The following is an 18,554-nucleotide window of genomic DNA, read 5'->3' as shown; positions in this document are numbered from 1 at the left end:
GGCGCCGACTTCAGAACTTCGCACCGGCCCGCACACCGATCGTGCGCGGCGTGCTGTAAACGACCGTGGTGCGCCGACCGCAATTGCCGCAGGCTTGGGTGCGGGTCAGCTCGGCACGCTCGTTGAAGGCATTCTGCGCGAAGATTTCGAGGCTGAATTTGCCGAAATCGGCGCCGACCGCGAAATTGGCCGTTGTCGATGCCTTGATCCGTCCGAACGATGTCGCCGCGGCCTCGCGAATGTCGGCCGAAGCGGAACTCTGGTGCGCGACCAGTCCCTGGACATATGCCTTCGCGTCGCCAAGCGGCACCGTGTAGCGCGCTGTCCCGTTGACCTTGAAGCGTGGTGTGATCGGCAGGCGCGTGCCGACCCGCGCTGCTACATTGGCGGGATCGCCGCCGCATTGATAGGTGGGATCATCAAATGTGCACAACAACTGCGTCGTCTTGGCATCAGTATAGGAGCCCGCTGCCGTCAGGGTCAGTCCGCCGGTTGACAGGTTCGCATCCATCTCGATGCCGCGAATGCGCGCGTTCGGGCCATTATGGATTTCGGTGAAGCTGTTGTCCCCGAGGAAGGAGAACTGGAACCTATTCCATTTTTGCTGATAGATCGCACCATTGAGACGCAGCAGTCCGCCGAATAGTGTCGTCTTCGCGCCGAGTTCGTAATTGGTCAGGTAATCGGCGGCGTAAGGCTGGACGTCGGCGCGGCGATTGATCCCGCCGGGACGGAAACCACGCGACCACGTACCGTAGAGCAGGATGTCCTCAGTCGGTTTCCAGGTCAGATTCAGGCGATGGGTAAATCCCTGACCAGAGGCGTCGACCGGATCGACTCCACCTGTTCGTGTATTGAACACGCCCAGATTGGTGCACGGGCCGCCCGCCACGGCGGGCGGCAGCAGCGTCGTTCCTGCTCCGGCAAGCTGCGCATCGCGGAGTCTGAGACCCTCAGTGGTTATACAGCCGGCAACGCCAGTCTTTGAACTGCCGGCGCCGTTTGGCGGCGGGTTGCCCGGTGCGCCTTGGATAAAGGCGGGATCGCGGCCGAAACCAAAGAATCCGATCAGCGAGTTGTCATAGATGAAACCACGCCCACCGGCGGTCAAAGTCAGGTTGGGCAGGATGTCATAGCTCGCCTCGCCGAACATCGCGTAATCCTTGTCGACGCGGTGCTGCTGGGTCAGCCACAACGTGCCGGGCAAGCCGTTGACCGACAACGTCGAGGCAAGGTTGGCGATCTGATAATCCTGGTGGATTTCGTTGCTCTGACGCTGATAAAACAGGCCGGCGACAATGCGGAAACGCTCATCCTGCGGGGATGCGACGCGGAATTCCTGGCTCATCTTTTTAAAATGGTCGGAAGCCACGACGAACTGGCGCGGGTCGATCGTCAGGCCCGCATTGTTTCGATAATAGAAATAGCCGGCGAGACCGCCGACCGAGCTATAAAGGTCGTCATAGGCTTCGGCATAATCCGTATAATCGGTGGCCGAATGCGCAGTGCGATCGAGATAGGCGCCCGCATAGGTGACGTCCCAATTGCCGACCTTCCCCTCGATCGTCAAAGCCGCTTGGATGAACCGTTCCCGGCGACTGTCGGGGAAGAAGCGCTGCACCTTGAGGTCGCCGACGCGTGGGTCCGAAGCGAACGTGCCCTTAGTCTTCTGCTCCTGGTAGATGACGGTTGGCGTTACCGTCCAGTTATCGTCGAGATCGATCTTCAGCGCGGCGCGACCGCCATAGACTTCGTTCTGGTTGAAGTCCTTCTTGACGAATGCGGCGTTGTTAATCGTGCCGGTGTAACCCGGCGCCAGGGGGACCAAGGGGGTCGAAACGTCGAATACCCGCGTACCCGCGACATTGTCGATATAACCGGCGTCACGCTCATAGAAGCCGACCACGCGCAGCGCCGCGCTGTCGGACAGCGGAATATTGACAAAGCCTTCGAGCTTGCCGCCGACACCGCCCTTGTCGACCGTGTTCACTTCCCCGTCGATCGCGCCGGAAAAGCCGCTCGTGTCGGGCTTGTTGGTGATGATGCGGATCGTGCCCGCCTGCGACGAGGCGCCGTACAGCGTGCCCTGCGGCCCGGCGAGGCTCTCGATCCGCGCGATGTCATAGACATGGACGTCGAGCGTGCCGCCGATCGTCGTCACTGGCTGTTCATCGAGATAGACGCCGACCGAGGGGAGCGAGCCCGAATGGTTGCCGTCGCCGCCCGATGCGACGCCACGCATATAGACCGTCGTCACGCCTGGCTGCAGGCTCTGAAACGATACCGATGGCAGCAGCTTCGAATATTCCTCGAAATTGCTGATGTTGAGCTGGTCGAGCTTGCGCGTGCCGAGCGCCTGGATGCTGATCGGCACGTCCTGCAGATTCTCCTCGCGCTTCTGCGCGGTGACGATGATGTCATCCGAATCATTCTCGACCGCCGCAGCGGGCGTAGCGGCGGACGCCTGATCCTGCGCGAAGGCTGGCGATGCGATGAAGGCGGCGGACGCCAACATGGTGGCCAGTGTGGCGTGGCGTTTGTTAACTTGCATGACGATCCCCCGAAGCGACACTCTATTGTGGCAGATTGTTCGCAACCGCAGCAACCGTCAACGCTCCGATATGGACCTATTCATTTCATGACCGCAACGTGACAGTTTTGCCACGCCTCGATTCCGCGCGTCAGGTGAAGCGTGGTGCGTCGGGATAGCTGTCAAATACATCGCCGAGCGCCAGCTTCAACGGGTCGAGCCAGGGCTCGAACGGCTTCCACGCTTCGGTGCCTTCGCGGAAGATCGGCTGGCGGACCTGTTCGGAGCTCGCGGTACGCACCGCTCGGTCGGTCTTGTGGAAATCGAGACACGTCGGCTCGAAATCGAGTCCGCACGCGGCGAGTAGGGCGCGAACCTCGCTCTCCGTGTCGTCGACCATCTTTTCATAGATCACGCGGTGCACGCGTCCCGGCAGCACCGCATCGACATGCGCCATCATCCGCACATAATCGCGGTAATAGCGGCCCATATCGTCGAGCGAATAGCTGAACGTCTGGCCGCGCGCGAAATGCTGTTTGTAGTTTGAAAAACAGCAGCCCAGCGGATGGCGCCGCGCGTCGATGATTTTCGCATTGGGCAGGATCAGGTGGATCAGCGGCAGATGCGCCCAATTGTTGGGCAGCTTGTCGATGAAGAACGGCCGGTCGGTGCGGCGCTGAATCCGCGTGCGCTGCAGATATTCCTCGCCGAGTTCGCGCAGCCGATCGAGCGGCACCTCGGCGAGCCGGTCCGGATAGTCGGTCCAGCGCCGCGCGAGCACGGGGATGTCGGGAAGTTCCGATGTGCCCTCGACCAGCGAATGGCTCGACAGGATCTGTTCGACCAGGGTCGATCCAGCGCGCGGCATGCCGAGGATGAAGATCGGGTCGGGCGCATCGTAACCGGCACCGGCGCGCGCGGAGAAGAAGTCGGGCGTAGAAAGCCGGATGCTGCGATCGACAAAGGCCCTGGTCTCGTCGGCATCATAGACGATCTTCGTCCGGCGCAGCATATTGCCAGCCTCGTAATGGCCGAAGGCGTCCGCTGCTTGTTTGCGATCCTCGAACGCCTTGCCCAGCGCGAAATCGAGGTGGAAGCGGTCCTCGTCGGAAATATCGCCCCGCACCAGTTGCGCCTGCATCGCCGCGATATCATGATCGTCGAACTTGACCGTCTTCAGATTGGCGAGACTCCACCAAGCTTCGCCCAGTTCGGGGCTGAGTTCGATCGACCGGCGATAGGCGGCAACGCCATCGGCCTGGCGTCCGACCGTCTTCAGCATATGACCGTACGACATCCACACCTTGGGCTGGCGAGATGCTTTTTTCAGCACCTCTTCGTACAATGCGATCGCTTCGTCGAACCCGCCGATCCGGCCGAGTGCCGCCGCCTTGAGATTGGCATGACCGGGATTGTCCGGTTCCTCTTCCAACACCAGATCGAGCTCGGCGATCGCCTCGTCCGCCCGGTTCTGGCGATACAGTACGATGGCGAGGTTGGCGCGCGCCGCGGTAAAGTCCGGCGACAGCTCGATCGCGCGCCGCAGCAGGTTTTCGGAATCCTTGTAACGCCCGATCCGCCCCGCCAGCTCGGCGAGCATGCGGATCGCCTGCACGTCGAACGGGTCGGCCTTGAGATGCGCCTTGAGCAGCGGTTCGGCTTCGGACAAGCGGTTGTCGTGCAGCGCGAGCGCCGCATCGATCAGGCGTTGGGGCCAGCGGGGTGTGGGAACGGCGGCAAAGGTCATTGAACCGCCCTTAGCGTGAGAATGCTGCGCGTGAAATCATCTCCTACCGTTCGGCCCGGGACTTGATCCGGGGTTGTCGAAGCCCCGCCCGCGCCAAATCCGGACATTCCGCGGGGAAGCCGCCCTTCGACAGGCTCAGGGCGAACGGAGAGGCTGGCGTGGCGGCGCTTATAATGCCTAGACTGAAGTCGGCAGGGGGAAAACGGCACATGACCACGATATCACGCCGCGCATTGGGTTTCTGGACCTGCCTTGCGCTGGTCATGGGCAACATGATCGGCTCCGGCGTCTATCTGCTCCCTGCGACGCTCGCGCCGCTCGGCTGGAACGGCATGATCGGCTGGATGGTCACGATCGGCGGCGCGCTGTGCCTCGCTTTCGTGTTCGCCCGGCTTGGTGCGAAGCTGCCGATCGCCGGCGGCCCTTATGCCTTTACCCAGGCGGCGTTCGGGCCGGCGGCGGGTTTCGCCGTGGCGTGGAGTTATTGGGTGCTGATCTGGGCGGGCAATGCTGCGGTCGCGGTCGCGATGGTCAGTGCGCTCAGCCTGATCTTTCCAGTGCTGGGGCAAGCGCCGGCGCTGGTTGCGCTGGCGATCATCTGGGGCCTGATCGCGGTCAATATCCGCGGCGTCGCACTCGCCGGCCAGGTTCAGTTCGTGACCATGGCGTTGAAACTGGTGCCGCTGGTCGGCGTCATCGCGCTCGCCGCCTGGCTGTTGCTGCGCGATGGCGCGGGGGCGGTCGCGGCCAATCCGCAAGTGCCGCTGAGTGCTGGTGCGATCGCGGGGGCGGCGGCGATCACATTTTGGGGCTTTCTCGGCGTCGAGGCGGCGACCGTGCCCGCCGACAAGATCGATAATCCCGCTTATGTCGTGCCGCGCGTGACGCTGATCGGTACGGCGCTGACCGGTCTGGTCTATCTGCTCGTCTCGGCGGCGACCGCCTTTCTGATGCCCGCCGCGATCACCGCCGCATCGCCCGCACCGATCGCCGAATTCCTCGGCCGCGAATTCGGACCACGGACCGCCGATGTCGTCGCGTTGTTCGCCGCGATCAGCGCGTTCGGCGCGCTCAACGGTTTCATCCTGCTCCAGGGCGAGGTACCCCGTGCGATGGCGCAGGGCGGGGTGTTTCCCGCCTGGTTCGGCAAGGAGGGTGCGCGCGGCACGCCGGTACGCGCGCACCTTGTCTCGGGCGTGCTCGTCACCGTGGTCGCCTTGTCCAACTATACGCGCGGCATGGGTGACCTGTTCACCTTCATTGCCTCGGTTTCGCTTGCTGCCGGCATGCTTGCCTATTTCGCCAGTGCGCTCGCGGCGATCCGCTTGCTGCCCGACGACCTCCCGCTCAAGGTCGCAGCGGCGATCGCGGCGGCCTTTGTGGTGTGGATGGTCTATGGCCTCGGGCTGGAGGCGAACCTGTGGGGGCTTGCGCTGCTGGTCGCGGGCTTGCCGGTCTATCTCTGGGTCCGCCACACGCGCCAGTCCCAAATCCTTTCGGGCTGAGCCTGTCGAAGCTCTGCGTACCCAAACCGCAGACGAGACGGTGGTGCGCTGCCCTTCGACAGGCTCGGGGCGAACGGAGATTGGGCGGGCGGGTTACCCCGCCCTAACGGAACAACCAGCCCAATACGCTCTTGTCGCGCAGGATTTCGTGCGCCGCATTATGCCCCGGCGCGCCGGTCACGCCGCCGCCCGGATGCGTGCCCGCGCCGCACATATAAAGCCCCGTGATCGGCGCGCGATAATCGCCGTGGCCCAGCACCGGCCGCGCCGCCCAGAGCTGATCGAGCGACATATGGCCATGCATGATGTCGCCGCCGATCAGCCCGAACTTGCGCTCCAGGTCGAGCGGCGAATGGATCTGCCGTGCGATGATCGATCCTTTGAAGTTCGGCGCATGCTTGGTGACGGTGTCGACGATCAAATCGGCCGCCGCCTCGCGCTCATCATCCCATGAACGACCGTCCGGAAGCTCGGGTGCGAATTGCTGGCAAAACAGGCTGGCGATATGCTGTCCCGGGGGCGCGAGGCTGTCGTCGACCGAGGTCGGGATCTTCATCTCGACGATCGGCTCGTCCGACCAGCCCGTGGCCTTCGCATCTGTGAACGCCTTGTCCATATAATCGAGCGTAGGGGAGATGATGATGCCGCAAGTGTGATGCTCGGCGACCTGCTTGCCCGGCAGTACCGAGAAGTCAGGCAGTTCGGACAGCGCCACGTTCATCCGGAACGTGCCCGACCCCGCCTTGAAATTGTCCATCCGCCGCGCGAATTCGGGCGTCATGTCGGCGCGGTCGACCAGCTGGCGATAGAGCAGGGCCGGGCCGACATTGGCGGCGACGACCTTGGCCGCGATTTCTTCGCCGCTTTCCAGCTTTACGCCGGTCACGCGGTTACCGTCGACCAGCACCTTGGCGACGGGCGTCTCGAGGCTGATCTCGACACCCATCTCGACGCACGCTTCGGCCATGTAGCGCGTGATCGCGCCCATGCCCCCGACGCTATGGCCCCACGCGCCTTTCTTGCCGTTCACTTCGCCGAATACGTGATGAAGCAGGACATAGGCCGATCCCGGCGTATCGACGCTGGCGTAATTGCCGACCACCGCGTCGAAGCCGAACGCCGCCTTCACATAGTCGTTCTCGTACCAGCTATCGAGAAAGCTGCGCGCCGATTTGACGAACAGGTCCATCACGTCGCGCTGCGCCTCGATGTCCATGCCGGCGAGCTTCTTGCCCTGTGCCGCCGCCGCGATCAGCGCGCGGATGCCGCCGCCGGCATTGGGCGGCGTCTTCAGCGCCATGTCGCGCAGCACTTCGGCGACGCGTTCCAGCGCTTCTTCATATTTGGGGAAGGTCTCGGCATCCTTGGGCGAGAAGCGTGCGAACTCGGCCTGGGTCCGCGCGGTACCGCCGCCAAGCTTCAGATAGCCGCCATCATGCGGGAAGAAATTGGAGATCGTCCGTTCGATGATCTTCCAGCCGCGTTCGTGCAGCCGCATGTCCTTGATCACCTTGGGGCGGAGCAGGCTGACCGTGTAGCTGGCGGTCGAGTTGCGGAAACCGGGGTGGAATTCCTCGGTGACGCACGCCCCGCCGATCACGTCGCGGCGTTCGAGCACGCGCACCTTGAGGCCCGCTTTGGCGAGGTAGAAAGCGCAGACCAGGCCATTATGCCCGCCGCCAATGATCACTGCGTCGTAGGATTTGGTCATTATGCTTCCCCATTCCCGTCACCTTCGCGAAAACGGGATTCCCGCTTTCGCGAAGGTGGCGGTGATTGTTATTCCGTCACCATTCTCGGCCGCCGGCTCCATCCCGGCGCGGGCGCGCGGTGCTGGCGTGCTTCCGGGATGATCCGCCGGATCTTTTTGGCAAAGCTGCGCAGGCACACTTCGCTCGCACCGATCGGCCCGGCGGTATAGGTCTGCGAGGCCATGCCCCGCTGCACGCGTTCGATCAGCCAGGTGTCCTCGGCATTGACCGTGCGGTTGATCCGCCAATTGGCATAGCGCACCAGCTTCATCTCGCGGCGCTTGTCTTCAGGAGTATAGGCGTCGGGCAGCGCGAAAGACATCTCGCGCAGCAGCGTCGTGGTCGGCGTCAGCGGCAGCCATTGCATGAAATCGATCTGGTCGGCGTACAGGTCGAACGCCATGTTCGGCCACAGCTTGAAATAGAGCCATAGCCGCTGATTCTCGTCGGGCAGATGATCGACGTGCGGCAAATGTGCCTGATAAAAGCGTTCCCACGGATTGGCCGAAGGACGATCGACCAGCCGGCCCGACATCTTGTCGGCGTAAGGGGCGGCCTCGATCGCATAGGATTTGCCGAATAGCCGGGTCAGCCCGTCATGCGCGACCGGGATGTGGAGATTATCGGAATAATTATCGCCGACATTTTTCCAGTTCACCGCCCGCTCGCGCGCCCGTACCGGGCTGAGCGTTGCCATCTCTTCAAGCCGATAGGGTGCGACCTGATCGTCATAAGGCGCCATCATCTCGGCAACCGACGGTCCGCCGTCATCCTCCAGCCGCACGAACACGAAGCCGCGCCAGATCTCGACCCCAATCGGGGCAAGCCCGTTCCCGGCCATGTCGAGCGCGGGATAATCGCCGCGCATCGGCACGCCGCTCAAGCGCCCGTCAAGCTCATAGGTCCAGGCATGATAGGGACAGACCAGCTTCTTCGTGCAGCCTTGCGGTCCTTCGACGAGGCGCATCGCACGGTGGCGGCAGACATTGGCGAAGGCGCGGATTTGCCCGTCATCGCCGCGCACCGCCATGACGCTTTCGCCGATATAGTCGAGCGTGTGGTAATCGCCGGGTTTGGCGATGTCGCCGACATGGCAGACGATCTGCCACGACGGACGAATCACGCGCGCGACTTCGACGTCGAAATATTCCGAATCAGTATAGAGCCAGCCGGGCAGACTCCAGTCCGCATCGGGATCGGGCATATCCATGTCGGCAAAACGATGCGCCATCCCCGCCTCCCAAGGCTAATTCTTGTTGAACGATCGTATAACAAGGATTAACCTTGGGCAAGCTTTTCTCTTTCCGTCATGCCGGACTTGTTCCGGCATCCAACGTGCAACAAAGAGCGATGACATGAGAAGGACGAGTGGGCCCCGGAACAAGTCCGGGGTGACGTTTGGTCTGTAAGGGGACGCCAATGACCCAACCGGGCTTCATCCGCGCTGAACCAGATGTGCGCCGCCTCAGCCTGATCGAGGCGACCGCCCGTGTTCTCGCCTCGCATGGCGCGGCCGGCGCGTCGGTCAGGGCCATCGCGGTCGAGGCCGGGGTTTCTGCCGGCCTGGTCAGCCATTATTTCGACGGCGTCGACGCGCTGATCGCCGCGACCTATGCCCATGTCGGCGATCGCGTTACGGCCGCACTAGACGCCGGCGTTGCCGCCGCCGGAGCGGACTCGCGCGCGCGGCTCGACGCCTATGTCACCGCGAGTTTCCATCCACCGATCGCCGACCCTGGCCTGCTCGCAACCTGGCTGGCATTCTGGAGCCTGGTAAAGGCGCGGCCGGGGATTGCCGCGCTGCATGACGATATCTACGCCGCCTATCGCCGCGACCTGGAGGCTTTGCTCAAGGACTGCGGCGTCGCCGAAACCGACCTGCGCCTCACCGCGATTGCGATCACCGCGCTGGTCGACGGGTTATGGCTCGAGCTGTGTTTGTCGCCAACAACCTTCACCGCCGACGAGGCGCGCGGAATCGCCGGGCGGCAGATCGCCGCGATGCTGGGCTAAATCCGAAAATCGCACGCTGCCCTCTCCCCGTTAGCCACGAATGGGGAGAGGGTGTCTCAAATCAACTGGGCGCGGACGCTCAATCCTACTTCGACAAATCCGTGATCAACGACCGCCAATAGGCCATGGACGGCTTGATATTGGCCAGCGGCGTTCGTTCGTTTAGCCCGTGACTGAATGAATCCGATTCCTTGATGAAGGTCGGGCTGACGCCATAACTCGGCACGCCGCGGCTGCGGAACCACATCGAATCGCTCGCGCCGGCCGACATTCCCGGGATGATCGGCACGCCCCTATACCCCAGGTCGAGCGCCTTCCTCACCGCCTTCATCACATCAGGCCGCATCGGCGAGGCGTCGTTGGCGATGGTGCCAGTATCGATATATTTGATTGTCATCGCCGGGTCGGCGGCGACCTCGACCAGCTTTGCCTGCACATCCTCGACTTTCACGCCGGGGAAAATGCGGCAGTTGATCAGTGCGGTCGCGCGCTGCGGCAGCGCGTTGATGGCATGACCGCCGCTGAGCATCGTGGCAACGCAGGTCGTGCCGATCTGGCCGATATAGGCCGGATTGGCGGTCAGCGTGGCGATCGCAGCCTTGTCGGTCTGGTCGGCGGCGAAGGCGCGCATCGCCGTCGCAGTCTCGCCGGTCTGCTGCTTGGCCGCTTCGGTGAAGAACGCTTTGGTCAATTCGTTCGCCTGGGGCGGGAATTGATAGGCGCCGATCCGGCCCAGCGCGGCGGACAGTTGATAGATCGCATTGAGCTTGCGCGGCGCGCTCGAATGACCGCCGGGATTGGTGAATTCGAGCTGGAAATCGGCATAGGTCTTTTCCGCGCCTTGTAGCGTGAAGAATTGCGGATGGCCGTCCTCGGCCAGCGAGCCGCCGCCGCCGTCGGCATTGAGCACCAGTTCGGCATTGGGGAATTTCGCCGCCAGCGCCTGGGTCGTCTTCATCACCGTTTCTTCGTCGCCCGAATAGGCCACGACAATGTCGCGCCGCGGCTTGAAGCCATCGCGCTTGAGCTGCAACAGCGTCGCGATCACCTCCGCCCCATCGAGCTTCATATCGGTCGCGCCGCGTCCGAACAGATAACCATTCTCGATGACCGGCGTGAACGGGTCGCGTTGCCAGTCGGCCGGCCTGGCCTCGACCACATCCATATGGCCGGAAATGACGATCGGCTTGGCTGCGCTATCGGTGCCCCGATAATAAGCGACGAGCATCGCGGTATCGTCGACCCGGGTTACCGTCACATCGCCAGCGGCGAACCCGCCCGCGACCAGCAGCGCTTTCAGGTATTCGGCATATTCGGGGGTCTGGTTGCCCGGGCCCTGCACGGTGCGGAACGCGATCGCGCGTTTGGTGATGTCCAGCGCTTGCGCCTCGGCTTGCATATTGTCGGTGCCCTTGGCGTGCGCTGTGCCCGTCATCAGCGCAAACGCCGCCACCATCGAACCGAATTGACGCATGCGCATGACCCTTTTTCTGCTGTTGAGCGCGCGATGCTACGGCGTGGAACAGGCGCGTCAACGGGGGCGAGGCATTTCCGATGAGCAGTTTGCCCGTTCTTCCTCGTGCCGCGCTTTCACATGCGTCAACCATCGCGAGCGCAGTGCCGCCGGACGATCCTTGTAGCGCTCGTCGAGAAAGGTCGCCGTGCGGATGCGGTCGAGCCGGAACATTCGGAAATCCTGGCGTAGTTCGCACCACGCGATAGCCACGCGCACCGCATCGCGATAACCGACCAGGAACGGCCACACCGTCCGCTCGCTTGCCCGCCCGCTCTCATCTGCATAATCGATCGTCAGCTTGCGGCCGCGCTGGCACCACAGGCGCAGCTGTCCGACATCGATCGTCTCGACCGATTGATTCCACGCGGGCGGCGTGATCACCACAGGTTCGAGCACCAGCGCGCGCAAGCCCTCGGGTACGGTCGCGGCGAGCTTGGCGATCAAGTCATCGGCCGCGCGGGCCAACGCCGGGTCGCCGCGCGACCGCACCCATTGCGCGCCGAGCACCGCGGCTTCGACCTCGTCCGATGTCAGCATCAGCGGCGGCATGTCGAATCCGCCCTCCAGCACATAACCGATCCCCGCTTCGCCGCGGATCGGCACGCGCTGCGCCATCAGCGTCGCGATATCGCGATAGATGGTGCGTTTCGACGTTTCCAGCTCGGTCGCCATCGCGTCGGCGGTCAGCGGGCGGCGATGGCGCCGAAGCGCCTGGATGATCTGGAACAGTCGGTCTGCGCGTCTCATTCTTTCGTCTCTACCGACACACTGCTGACAGCATGGTGGCAGCAGGGTGTCACTAGTCAATGGTCATCGCCGGCGCTGGTGCCGACGGCTCGAAAGGATCACATCATGCCGACACTGTATCATGCACCGCAGTCGCGTTCGGGGCGTATCGTCTGGCTGCTCGAAGAGCTCGGCACGAGTTATGACCTCCGCCATGTCGGCATCGTCTATGGCGACGGCAGCGGTCGGCGCGATCCCGCCAATGTCCATCCCGATGGCAAGGTCCCGGCGCTGGTCGATGACGGTATGCTGATCACCGAAAGCCTGGCAGTCGCGCTCCATCTCACCGATCGGTTTCCCGAAGCCGGGCTTGGCGCTCTGGTCGGCGATCCGCTGCGCGGTGCCTATCTGACATGGCTCGCCTGGTGCGCGGGCGAACTGGAGCCGATGATCTTTGCACAGATGACCGGCGCGGGCGACGATCCGCGCGCAAAGGCGGGCTTCGACGCGGCCGTCGCCCGGATCGACGCGGCGCTGGCGGCCGGCCCGTATATGATGGGCGATCGCTTCACCGCGGTCGATGTGATGGTCGGCGGTACGCTCGGCTGGGCTCGTTCGGTGATGCCGCCCAGCGCGGCGCTCGATGCCTATCTCGCACGACTGACGGAACGCCCGGCAAATCTCGCCGCGCGCGCGAAGGATGCGCCGGCAACGGACCGCCAAGCCGCCTGATCCGCGATACCGACCGCCGGGTGTTGCCCGGCGGCCGGCAAGCTCATCTTTTCACCGGTGCGCTCGCGATCTCCCGGCGCGCGGCCCGGACGACCGGCGCGTACGGCTCTGCCGCCGGCCCGATCGCGCGGAAGATCGTGGCCGCGGCGCGCAGCGCGACATCGGCGGCTGCCGCATCGCCCTGTTTCAGCACCAGTCGAGCCTGTGTCAGCATCCGGACGCCGTTGATCAGACTCAGCGGCTTTTCGCCCTGCAGTCCCGCCGCAAGGCGCTGGAACTCCCGGTCCGCGTCGGTGATCCGACCCGCCTCCCCCAACGCATCGACCCGCGCCAGCTCGATCAGCAGCGTCGGTGGCGCATCCGGTCCGAGATACTCGACCGCCATCGGCGCTGCATCGTTGAGCGCCGACAAGGCGGCGGCGGGCCGATCGGTCTGGTTCAACATACGGGCATAATGGAACAGGTCGACCGCAAGGCCGGTCGATGGCCCGAAACGCAAGCGCCGCTCCATCACCACCTGACCAAGGATCGTCGCGGCGGCAGCCGGATCGCGCCGACCGACCAATGCCGCTTCAAGCCGGCGCAAGGTCAGTGCGGCCTGCGAATGCTGCTCGCCCCGACGCGCCAGCACCGCTTGTCCCCGGCGTACGACCGTCTCTGCCTCGGCGATCCGGTTGGCCTCGCTCAGATGCGTGACGAGATTTGCATAGCGCGTCGTCAGGTCGCGGCTATATCCGGCATAGGCCAGCTCGGCCTCGGGCATATTGTCCATCAGCAACGCGATGCCTTCGTCGCGCTTGCCCTCGAGCCGCAGCATATAGGCCTGTGCGCCGACCGATTCGACGCGCTCGCGGCGGAACCGGGTCGGGTCGGTGCGCCACATCCGGTTGGCCTCGCCGATCAGCCGGCGCGCTTCGGCAAAGTGCCGTTCGCCGACCAGGATCGTCGCCAGCTTGAGCTTCAGCCGCGCCGCGCCCGGCGCATCGTTGACGCCGATACCCCGCGTCATCGCCCCTTGCAGCAACGTCTTGGCGCCGGCGCTGTTCTCGACGATCATGTGCAGGTCGGCGAGCGCCCCGACCACTGCGGCCGATTCCGGTGATTCGGGCGGCAACGACATGGCGAGACGGGTCGCCGATCCGTCGATCAATTCGCGCGCGGTCATCTTTTCCAGCCGCGCCGGGTCGGCCGCATCGCGGAACACCAGCATCATCGCCTGATTGATCGACTCCAGCCGTTCGGCATCGGCGCGCGCGACGTTGCGCTCCTCCGCCGCCCTGCGCGCCTGCCAGGTGGTCCCGGCAATCCCGCCGAGCAGGGCCAGGGCGATCGCAGCGGTGGCGATAGCGGTCCAGCGATTGCGCCGCAAGAAACGCCGCACCCGATATCCGCGCGATCCCGACCGCGCCAGAACGGGCTGCAGCGTCAGATGGCGATGCACATCCTCGGCCAGCGCCTCGACGCTCATATAGCGATCGGCGGGCAGGCGGCGCATCGCCTTGGCAACGATCGCGTCGAGATCGCCGGCGATTTGCCCGCTCGGCACGGCGGCGTCCTGTGCGACGCCGCTTGGCGACGGTGGTTCTTCGCTGACCCAGCGGCGCATCATGGTCGGCCACAACGCGCCCTCGCCGAACGCCCAGGCCGCGCGCCCGGCAAGCAGCTCGAACAGTACCGCCCCCAGCGCATAGATGTCGGTCGCGACGGTCAGCCGCCCGCCATCGAGCTGTTCCGGCGCGGCGTAACACGGCGTCGCAAAGGCATGCGTCGCGGTCAGGTCGAGCCCGCCGACATCGATCAGCCGGGCGATGCCGAAGTCGAGCAGCCGCGCCCGGCCGCTCTGGTCGACCAGGATGTTGCCCGGCTTGATATCGCGGTGGATCACCAGTTGCGCATGCGCGTAACGCACCGCGTCACACATCTCGAGGAACAGTTTGAGCCGTGTCGCCAGCGTCGGCTGCTGTTCCGCGCACCACGCGCCGATCTCTTGCCCCTCGACATATTCCATCGCCATGAATGGGCGGCCATCGGGTGCGATGCCGCCGTCGATGAACCGTGCAATGCCGGGATGTTCGAGCCGCGCGAGCAACCGGCGTTCGGCATTGAACAGCTCGAATCGGCCCGCGGATTCGGGCCGCAACAGCTTCAGTGCCACACGCTGTTCAAATCCGGCATCCTCCCGGTGCGCAAGATAGACTTCGCCGATCCCGCCGCGCCCGATCAGCCGATCGACCCTGAAACCGCCGATGATCGATCCAGAGGCGAGCGAGGCATAGTCCGGCGAATCGCTCCGTTCCCCCGCCAGCGGCGCATCGAGCATCCCGGCCTTGTCGTTTGCCGCCAGCATCGCCCTGACCTGGACGACGGTTGTCGGGCTCAGCGCCAGTTTGACAAGCTGCGTCTCGCGCGTCGCGCCGGGCAGTTCCGCCAGCCGGTCGAACACATCGCAGATCCGTTTCCATTCCGCGCGCGAAAATCCGCGCAGTCCGATAGCGGCGGTGCTGCCGACATCGTCCGACGCGTGGACGGGCAAGGTGCGTTCAACCGGCATGGTCACTCGATCTGAAAATCGAAAACTGGAACAGCGAGCGTCAGATCAGATACTCTAACGCGTTCGTGGCGAGCTTGTCGAACCGCGCGACGCTGCAAACCGAATTGCGCCGAATCCACGCACCAGGGAAAATGGTGCCCGAGGGCGGGTTCGAACCACCGACACCACGATTTTCAATCGTGTGCTCTACCAACTGAGCTACTCGGGCGCTGCCGGATATATCCGACAGGAGGCGGCCTCTTAGTCGTCGTTATCGGCGGTGTCCAGTCCGGTCTGCACCCGAGTCTGGGCGTCATTTTCCGCTTCCGGATCGGCCGGACCGGCGGGGATGCGATAGCCTTCACCAAGCCATTGCAGCAGGTCGCGGTCGCGGCATCCCTGGCTGCAGAACGGCTTGTGCGTTTCGCTCGGCGGCTTGCCGCAGATCGGGCAGGCGATTTTCTTGGCCATCTTTATCTCGTCTCGAATATCGGCGCGACACCGGTACGGCGGGCGAGCTCTTCGCGCCAGTCGCTTCGCATCGCGATCAGATCGGCGACGCGGCGTGATACGATATGGTGTCGCGGGGCCGGCGGGGGAATACGTTCGATCATACGCAGCAAAGCGCGCGCTTCGGCGCCGGCCGGGTCGATGTGCAGCCGTTCGGGCAACGATGCGCGGTGGCGCGGGCGTACGATCTGCAGAAAACCAAAGCCGTTCATCGCAGTGCGCTCGAACGGCAAGGGCAAAGCGGCATCGATCGCGGCGGCGACCTCCTGGCGCGCCTCCTTGCCCGACAGGGTTGGGAAATCGATCCCGATCGATCCAGTGATAGCGTGGCGCACGATCGCCGCGCCGATCGCGGCCGCAGCGGCGATCGCGAGCGGTTCGAGCGGGCCGGATCCATCGACGTCGAACAGCGTCATCGCCGGTGTCGGCGACAAGCGTAGCGCGCCGCCCGCAAAGACGATCTCGCCGCTGGTTGCTTCCTCCAGCACTTCGGACCAGCCCGCCGCCTCGAAATGATCAGGCTCATGCGCCCGGCACTGGCGGACCGGATGGCCGCTCGCGCTGATCCGTGCGAGCAGGTCGGGGCCGGGCGCCGGTGCCGCATCGCTCGGGATGCAGCGCGCGAGCTTGGCGCGGCCAGCCTCGGGAATCGCCTCGCGCACCACGGTCACGGTCAGCTTGGCGCCTTGCGTAATGCCGGGAGGTAAGTGGACGCACATCGCCTCTTCGCCGCTGTCGAGCATCACCCGGCCTTCGTGACCTTTGACGATGATCTCGGTCAGTCGCGCGCCGGATACTGTACCAACCAGCGGACCGATCCTGTCCGGTTCGATCCGCGCCCTGACGATCCGGTCGCCATCGATCAGAATGGCGCGGGATTCGCCGATCCCGGCCTCATACAGCCACTCAGCCAAGCGGAATGCCGGTGGTGGTCAGCAATGCACGCGTTTCGAACAAGGGCAGGCCGACGACCCCGGAATGGCTGCCCGACAGGAAACGCACCCAGGTTTCGGCGCGACCCTGAATCGCATAGCCGCCCGCCTTGCCCATGCCTTCGCCGCTTGCGATATAGGCGTCGATGTCGGCGGCCGAGAGCGGCTTGAACGCAACGATCGTGTCGGACAGTCGGGTGCGCGCCTTGCCCGCGATATCGATCACGCACACCGCCGAAAGGCAATGATGACGCCGGCCGGACAACAGCCTGAGCATGCGGCGCAGATCGGCCTCGTCTTCGGGTTTGCCGAGGATGCGTCGCCCGACCGCGATGGTCGTGTCGCCGGCCAGGATCACCTCGCCCGGCGCGCGTTCGACCGCACGGGCCTTGGCCGCGGCGATGCGCTCGACATAGACGCGCGGCTCTTCGCCTTTGACCGGATCCTCGTCGATGTCGGGCGCGGCGATGCGATCGGGCGCGATACCGATCCGGGCGAGCAGTTCCAGCCGGCGCGGACTGGTCGATGCCAGTACGAGACGGGGGGCCAGCACGAGGCGAGGCGCGATATTGGGCACAAGTTCGAGCTCTGGGGCCACGCCCTCGACCTCGTTACTTGAAGCGATAGGTTATGCGGCCCTTGGTCAGATCATAGGGCGTGAGTTCGACGAGCACTTCGTCGCCGACCAGCACACGGATGCGGTTCTTGCGCATCTTGCCGGCGGTGTGACCAAGAATTTCATGGTCGTTCTCAAGCTTCACACGGAACATGGCGTTGGGCAAAAGCTCCACCACCTGTCCGCGCATTTCGAGCAGTTCTTCCTTGGCCAAACAAACCTCTGGTGATTTTGGGGAATTCGTGAACGCGGGCCTTTAACCGAAGACACGCGCGAAGGGAAGCGTGGTGCTGTCTTTGCGCTCCAGCGGCGATTCCGACCCTGATCCAGTTCGGTACTATACCGTTAGACCTAGGACGAAACTCTTCCCCGGCTGAGCGGGATAAGCGCTGGCCCCGTACCCGGGGTGACGGTTCGGTAGGTAAATCCCGGCCTATCCCTGCGAGGTCGACGACCGCGCCCGCAGCAGCGCATTCTTGCGCGCCGTCCGATCGCTCAGCGCCCAGCGCAGCGCCATGCCGATGCTCGCCGCGCCGGCACGCACCAGATGGCGATGCGGTCGCGACTGGGTCAGCCCGTGCATTGCCACCGCCCAGGGCGGCAACAGGTCGATCCCCGCCGCCATGGTCAGCGATTGCATCGGCTTCATCGCCAGCGTGTCGGCCGGCGGATTGAACAGCGCGCGGGCGATGGTCCGCGTCCGCTCGTCGGCGCGCAACTGTGGTCGCATCGCTTCGAGATAAGCGTCGACCGCTGCGCTGGTCTCGGGAATGTCGGTTGCGCCGAGCCGCCGCGCGACCACCGCCACCTCGGCGAAATAACGGTCCTGCCGCGCCACCGTCATTATCGGGTCGCGATAGCGGCGATAAGCGGCAAGGAAACTCGCCGACTCCGCGACATGCACCCAGGTGAGCAGGACCGGGTCGGTCGCCGAATAGGGCGTGCCGTCGGGCAGGGTGCCGGCGACACGATCATGGATGCGCCGCACCCGGTCGATCATCGCCTCGGCCTGCTCGGTCGAGGCATAGGTGGTGCCGCCGACGAAGCGCGCGGTGCGCCGCAACCGCCCGCGCATGTCGCGGCGGAAGTCCGAATGATCCCACACACCGGCGAGCGCGCCGGGATGGAGCATCTGTAGCAACAGCGCCGCGACCCCGCCGACCATCATCGTCGCAAAATCGCCATGCACATCCCATGCGACCGATCCCGGCCCGAACAACCCGTCGTCCCCGGTCGACAGGTCGAACTGCGAGTCATTGGGCGAGGGCCCGACAAGGCTGTCTATCTGGCGTTCGACGATGGCGCGGACCGGGTTCATGCCCACCATGTGGGGCCGATCAGCCACAACCTCAATCCTCCCCGGAACGGGGAGGGGGACCGCGCGAAGCGTGGTGGAGCGACTATCTGGATTGTCAAACTGCATGCGCGAGGTGCGCGCGCGTTTCG

15 protein-coding genes and 1 tRNA gene are annotated in these 18,554 nt (G+C 64.5%); 3 read left to right on the top strand and 13 right to left on the bottom strand.

The window, feature by feature from the left end:
• Positions 1 to 10: 10 nt before the first annotated feature.
• Both ACVWZA_RS19245 and ACVWZA_RS19240 read right to left on the bottom strand, forming a co-directional pair.
• Positions 11 to 2,551 carry a TonB-dependent receptor gene (locus ACVWZA_RS19245; protein ID WP_457312984.1) on the bottom strand — a complete coding sequence of 847 codons (2,541 nt, stop codon included), beginning with the start codon at positions 2,549 to 2,551 and terminating at the stop codon, positions 11 to 13.
• A gap of 130 nt (positions 2,552 to 2,681) precedes the next feature.
• The gene (locus ACVWZA_RS19240; RefSeq protein WP_457312983.1) at positions 2,682 to 4,277 is read right to left on the bottom strand and encodes a tetratricopeptide repeat-containing sulfotransferase family protein; all 1,596 of its coding nucleotides are present in this window, start codon (positions 4,275 to 4,277) and stop codon (positions 2,682 to 2,684) included.
• A gap of 209 nt (positions 4,278 to 4,486) precedes the next feature.
• Here ACVWZA_RS19240 and ACVWZA_RS19235 point away from each other — a divergent pair, with 209 nt between their 5' ends.
• A complete protein-coding gene (locus ACVWZA_RS19235) occupies positions 4,487 to 5,782 on the top strand; it encodes an amino acid permease (protein WP_457312982.1) in 1,296 nt (431 codons plus the stop codon).
• A gap of 103 nt (positions 5,783 to 5,885) precedes the next feature.
• On the opposite strand, the gene ACVWZA_RS19230 is transcribed toward ACVWZA_RS19235, so the two are convergent.
• Together ACVWZA_RS19230 and ACVWZA_RS19225 are read right to left on the bottom strand one after the other, a co-directional pair.
• Complete coding sequence (locus tag ACVWZA_RS19230; protein ID WP_457312981.1) at positions 5,886 to 7,493, bottom strand: phytoene desaturase family protein; 1,608 nt, start codon at positions 7,491 to 7,493, stop codon at positions 5,886 to 5,888.
• Between the two features lie 68 nt (positions 7,494 to 7,561).
• Positions 7,562 to 8,764 carry an aromatic ring-hydroxylating oxygenase subunit alpha gene (locus tag ACVWZA_RS19225; RefSeq protein ID WP_457312979.1) on the bottom strand — a complete coding sequence of 401 codons (1,203 nt, stop codon included), beginning with the start codon at positions 8,762 to 8,764 and terminating at the stop codon, positions 7,562 to 7,564.
• A gap of 188 nt (positions 8,765 to 8,952) precedes the next feature.
• Between ACVWZA_RS19225 and ACVWZA_RS19220 the strand changes: the two genes are divergently transcribed.
• Positions 8,953 to 9,546 (top strand): TetR family transcriptional regulator C-terminal domain-containing protein, encoded by a 594-nt coding sequence (locus ACVWZA_RS19220; RefSeq protein ID WP_457312978.1) that lies wholly within the window; start codon positions 8,953 to 8,955, stop codon positions 9,544 to 9,546.
• 85 nt (positions 9,547 to 9,631) lie between these two features.
• Here ACVWZA_RS19220 and ACVWZA_RS19215 read toward each other — a convergent pair whose 3' ends face one another.
• Together ACVWZA_RS19215 and ACVWZA_RS19210 are read right to left on the bottom strand one after the other, a co-directional pair.
• Complete coding sequence (locus ACVWZA_RS19215) at positions 9,632 to 11,020, bottom strand: M20/M25/M40 family metallo-hydrolase (protein ID WP_457312977.1); 1,389 nt, start codon at positions 11,018 to 11,020, stop codon at positions 9,632 to 9,634.
• A gap of 57 nt (positions 11,021 to 11,077) precedes the next feature.
• Complete coding sequence (locus ACVWZA_RS19210) at positions 11,078 to 11,809, bottom strand: helix-turn-helix transcriptional regulator (RefSeq protein ID WP_457312976.1); 732 nt, start codon at positions 11,807 to 11,809, stop codon at positions 11,078 to 11,080.
• Between the two features lie 105 nt (positions 11,810 to 11,914).
• Here ACVWZA_RS19210 and ACVWZA_RS19205 point away from each other — a divergent pair, with 105 nt between their 5' ends.
• Positions 11,915 to 12,520, top strand: a complete 606-nt coding sequence (locus ACVWZA_RS19205) for a glutathione S-transferase family protein (RefSeq protein WP_457312975.1) — start codon at positions 11,915 to 11,917, stop codon at positions 12,518 to 12,520.
• 43 nt (positions 12,521 to 12,563) lie between these two features.
• On the opposite strand, the gene ACVWZA_RS19200 is transcribed toward ACVWZA_RS19205, so the two are convergent.
• The 7 genes from ACVWZA_RS19200 to ACVWZA_RS19170 form a co-directional block, all read right to left on the bottom strand.
• On the bottom strand, positions 12,564 to 15,071 hold the full coding sequence (locus tag ACVWZA_RS19200; RefSeq protein WP_457312974.1) for a serine/threonine-protein kinase: 2,508 nt from the start codon (positions 15,069 to 15,071) through the stop codon (positions 12,564 to 12,566).
• A gap of 132 nt (positions 15,072 to 15,203) precedes the next feature.
• Positions 15,204 to 15,279 (bottom strand) — tRNA-Phe (locus tag ACVWZA_RS19195).
• Between the two features lie 32 nt (positions 15,280 to 15,311).
• The gene (locus ACVWZA_RS19190; protein WP_457312973.1) at positions 15,312 to 15,521 is read right to left on the bottom strand and encodes a DNA gyrase inhibitor YacG; all 210 of its coding nucleotides are present in this window, start codon (positions 15,519 to 15,521) and stop codon (positions 15,312 to 15,314) included.
• Positions 15,522 to 15,523: 2 nt separating this feature from the next.
• On the bottom strand, positions 15,524 to 16,474 hold the full coding sequence (locus ACVWZA_RS19185; protein WP_457312972.1) for a ribonuclease: 951 nt from the start codon (positions 16,472 to 16,474) through the stop codon (positions 15,524 to 15,526).
• Complete coding sequence (locus tag ACVWZA_RS19180) at positions 16,467 to 17,090, bottom strand: Maf family protein (protein WP_457312971.1); 624 nt, start codon at positions 17,088 to 17,090, stop codon at positions 16,467 to 16,469. The genes ACVWZA_RS19185 and ACVWZA_RS19180 overlap by 8 nt, the downstream gene beginning before the upstream one ends.
• A 13-nt stretch (positions 17,091 to 17,103) precedes the next feature.
• Positions 17,104 to 17,322 (bottom strand): translation initiation factor IF-1, encoded by a 219-nt coding sequence (gene infA, locus ACVWZA_RS19175; protein WP_010162480.1) that lies wholly within the window; start codon positions 17,320 to 17,322, stop codon positions 17,104 to 17,106.
• A 219-nt stretch (positions 17,323 to 17,541) separates the two neighbouring features.
• A complete protein-coding gene (locus tag ACVWZA_RS19170; protein ID WP_457312969.1) occupies positions 17,542 to 18,453 on the bottom strand; it encodes an oxygenase MpaB family protein in 912 nt (303 codons plus the stop codon).
• Positions 18,454 to 18,554 lie beyond the last annotated feature (101 nt).

It is taken from the genome of Sphingomonas sp. UYAg733 (assembly GCF_054057355.1).
The sequence above is the reverse complement of the archived record's forward strand: the minus strand, read 5'-3'. Positions and strand labels throughout refer to the sequence as shown.

What these genes read in the sequence shown, in the direction of transcription:
- ACVWZA_RS19245 (WP_457312984.1), bottom strand. Translation starts at nt 2,551, where the DNA reads ATGCAAGTTAACAAACGCCACGCCACACTGGCCACCATGTTGGCGTCC.
- ACVWZA_RS19240 (WP_457312983.1), bottom strand. Translation starts at nt 4,277, where the DNA reads ATGACCTTTGCCGCCGTTCCCACACCCCGCTGGCCCCAACGCCTGATC.
- ACVWZA_RS19235 (WP_457312982.1), top strand. Translation starts at nt 4,487, where the DNA reads ATGACCACGATATCACGCCGCGCATTGGGTTTCTGGACCTGCCTTGCG.
- ACVWZA_RS19230 (WP_457312981.1), bottom strand. Translation starts at nt 7,493, where the DNA reads ATGACCAAATCCTACGACGCAGTGATCATTGGCGGCGGGCATAATGGC.
- ACVWZA_RS19225 (WP_457312979.1), bottom strand. Translation starts at nt 8,764, where the DNA reads ATGGCGCATCGTTTTGCCGACATGGATATGCCCGATCCCGATGCGGAC.
- ACVWZA_RS19220 (WP_457312978.1), top strand. Translation starts at nt 8,953, where the DNA reads ATGACCCAACCGGGCTTCATCCGCGCTGAACCAGATGTGCGCCGCCTC.
- ACVWZA_RS19215 (WP_457312977.1), bottom strand. Translation starts at nt 11,020, where the DNA reads ATGCGTCAATTCGGTTCGATGGTGGCGGCGTTTGCGCTGATGACGGGC.
- ACVWZA_RS19210 (WP_457312976.1), bottom strand. Translation starts at nt 11,809, where the DNA reads ATGAGACGCGCAGACCGACTGTTCCAGATCATCCAGGCGCTTCGGCGC.
- ACVWZA_RS19205 (WP_457312975.1), top strand. Translation starts at nt 11,915, where the DNA reads ATGCCGACACTGTATCATGCACCGCAGTCGCGTTCGGGGCGTATCGTC.
- ACVWZA_RS19200 (WP_457312974.1), bottom strand. Translation starts at nt 15,071, where the DNA reads ATGCCGGTTGAACGCACCTTGCCCGTCCACGCGTCGGACGATGTCGGC.
- ACVWZA_RS19190 (WP_457312973.1), bottom strand. Translation starts at nt 15,521, where the DNA reads ATGGCCAAGAAAATCGCCTGCCCGATCTGCGGCAAGCCGCCGAGCGAA.